This is a genomic window from Haematobacter missouriensis (assembly GCF_000740775.1).
GTDB lineage: Bacteria > Pseudomonadota > Alphaproteobacteria > Rhodobacterales > Rhodobacteraceae > Haematobacter > Haematobacter missouriensis.
The window spans coordinates 1-2,606 of record NZ_JFGS01000082.1; the positions used below are offsets into that span (position 1 = coordinate 1).

The following is a 2,606-nucleotide window of genomic DNA, read 5'->3' on the forward strand; positions in this document are numbered from 1 at the left end:
ATCAAGACCCAGACCGTGCTGCCCTGCGCCGAGACCGTGCCGATGCTGCTCTGGGCGCTCTTGGCGTCAGGGCAGATCCAGATGCGAAAGGTCGATGGCTGGGAAACCCTTTCTCAGCCTCTCGTGCCGATGTCACTTGACCTCGCCGCCTGACTGGAGCCAATGTCACATGCTCGGAGCCCGCTGCTCGGAATTTTCCACCACATTCGCGACACGACCGCCTGCTCGCCCTGCGCCCCCTCTCGGGCAGTGAAAATGATATCGTCGTTCTTGCTCCGGATCTCGAGCTGACACCGGTCGAAGCCGCTCGTTTCGACCTGCCTGACAATGCCCGCACGACAGTTCAGTTCAAGGCGGCGCTTCTTGCCGATGCGTTGAGGCTGACCCCCGCCGAGGGGCAGGTCCGTTCCGATCCGCCGCACAGCTTGCGTTTGAGCCGCGGGCCTACCAGCTGGTCCCGCTGCTCATGGCCCTTCGGCTTCAGGTCCCGCGTCTGCTAATCGCCGACGATGAAGGCATCGGCAAGACCATCGAAGCGGGTCTGATCCTGCGCGAACTGATGGATCGCGGAGAGGTTGATGCGTTTTCGGTTCTCTGCCCTCCGCACCTGGTGGAGTGGATGGGCCTGATATCCAACCTTCTCTGGAAGACCTGCCTTCTGACAGGTCGCCGTTCTCCTGGGCGATCCAGCTTCCCTGCAGGCCTACCAGTAGAGCCCAAGGCGATGGAACCGAGGCGGTGTCCCTCCCAGCGGTATCCTTGCGGTCGGGTAGCCGACAAGGGCGGGGATCGGGGTCGTGCGATCCGTGACCAGGTCCCGGAGGCGGCGGATTCGGCTTTCGGTCGGGGGATGCGTCCTGAGCAACGAGGGCTCCGGAATGCGGCGGCCGGGCAGAAGGATCTCCTCCCAGAACCGACCGACCCGGCGTTCGAGCTTGACGAGCGCGCGCACGAGCCCCTCCGGATCGCCGGCCAGCTCTGCGGCGGCGCGGTCGGCGTCGTACTCGCGCGTCCGCGAAAGGCCGAGTTGGACCAGCGCCATGAGGGTGGGCGCGAAGGAGAATCACGACATGCCAAGGCACATGGACCATGCCTGCCAAGACCAGAGGCAGGTTGAGGAGCAGAAGCAACTGTCCGAGCCAGCTTGTCAGCGAGACGAGGCGCGACATCATGTCTGCGAGGGTCGTGATCCACAGGTCGCGGTTGGCGATATGCACGATCTCATGCGCCAGAACCCCGGCGAGTTCTCGCCGTCGAGCTGGTCGAGCAGCCGGTGGGTGACGCAGATGGCGCGGTCCTCGGGCCTGCCCAGGCCGAAGGCGTTCGGCAGCCGACTCGGCACGCGATAAAGCGCCGGCGCGGGCTGCAGCCCGGCCCTGCGGGCGAGTTCGGCCAGGGCCGCGACGAGACTGGGGGCATCACGACCGGTGAGCAGCTGCGCCTGATAGGCCGAGAGGAGCAGCCGGCGTGGCAGCGCGGGCGCAAACAGGAGACCCCCGACCATCGCGAGCGCCATGAGGAGACCATTTTCGGGTCCGGCGATCGCTGTCACCGCGCTCCAGGCGATGAGCCCAAGCAGCAGCGCCGATTGCACGAAATTGAGCAGGCGGTGGCTGGCGGAGGGCGTGGTCATCGCGTCTCGTGGCCTGCGAGTTCGCGCCGGTCCTGATCGCGCACCAGCCAGTGGACAGCGCCGAGCGCAAGCGCCGCGCCCGCGAGTGCTGCAATCTTGGATGATTCCGTCTCGCCGAGGTCCAGGATGATGAATTTGCGCGCGATGGCGAGGAGCGCGATCAGCACGATCGTGCGGACCTGGAGGATCCCAAAGCTGCGTTCGGTCGCAACAAGAAGGGAGCGCTTGAACTCGAGCGCGATCACCACAGTGAAGATCATGCCGAACACCACCTGGAAAGTGGCGTAGTCGAGCGTGTCGAATGCCCCCAGAAGCAAGCGGTTCACGACTTCGCGCATCAGCGCCCAGACCGACGCCACGACGATCGCCGCAATGATGACGCTGAGGACGAAGATGACAACTTGTTCGAACCTCTCGTAGAGCGTCATCGCCGACCATTGTTCACGGGTCAGCCCGGATGGTTTCAGGTCTTTCATCAGTACCCCTCGAAGTTCCCCCCGAATAGACAAGCTCTCCCTGGCTTCGCCGCAGACCGGGATCATTCGGGAATTCTTTACCTGCGATGGAACCAGGAACCAATTGTTATGTGTCGAGAACCGGGACTCTGGGCCCAGACTATCGATCGTTCCTCAGTCTTCCTGCGAAAGAGCCCCGCCGCTGGTCTCGTTTGCGGCGGGGCTCCATTAGAGGTTCTCTTTTAGTTGAAGATGCGCGTTCGAAGTTCCTTGAACCGGGTCGCAATCGTTTCGAAGATCCCTCCGGTATCCTCCTGCGCCTCAATCTGACGGTCCAACTCATCCAGCGCCTCATGCAGATCCTCGAAATCGCTTTCGCGGCCGTAGCCGAGCGCTTCGGCGATTTTGAGTTCCTGGCGTGCCGCCTCAACATAGTCGGCGGCCGTCAGATCGGCATCTTCAGTAGCGGCTTTATCTTCAGTAGCGGCCTTGTCGTTTGCCGCCTCACCGTCGTCATT

General features: G+C 63.3%; 3 protein-coding genes and 2 pseudogenes. 1 reads left to right on the top strand and 4 read right to left on the bottom strand.

From position 1 onward, the window contains the following. Window positions 1-153 (top strand): annotated as a pseudogene (locus CG51_RS20310) (IS256 family transposase); the annotation flags it as partial. Window positions 154-703: 550 nt separating this feature from the next. Here CG51_RS20310 and CG51_RS20870 read toward each other — a convergent pair. The 4 genes and pseudogenes from CG51_RS20870 to CG51_RS20485 form a co-directional block, all read right to left on the bottom strand. After that, window positions 704-1,042, bottom strand: coding sequence for a M48 family metalloprotease (locus CG51_RS20870; RefSeq protein WP_198947688.1), 339 nt, complete (start codon window positions 1,040-1,042; stop codon window positions 704-706). Between the two features lie 126 nt (window positions 1,043-1,168). Then, a complete protein-coding gene (locus tag CG51_RS20875) occupies window positions 1,169-1,633 on the bottom strand; it encodes a M48 family metalloprotease (RefSeq protein ID WP_198947687.1) in 465 nt (154 codons plus the stop codon). After that, window positions 1,630-2,109 (bottom strand): phosphate-starvation-inducible PsiE family protein, encoded by a 480-nt coding sequence (locus tag CG51_RS18665; protein WP_035747586.1) that lies wholly within the window; start codon window positions 2,107-2,109, stop codon window positions 1,630-1,632. Before CG51_RS18665 ends, CG51_RS20875 begins: the two co-directional genes overlap by 4 nt. A gap of 221 nt (window positions 2,110-2,330) precedes the next feature. Next, window positions 2,331-2,606: pseudogene (locus CG51_RS20485) on the bottom strand (hypothetical protein); the annotation flags it as partial.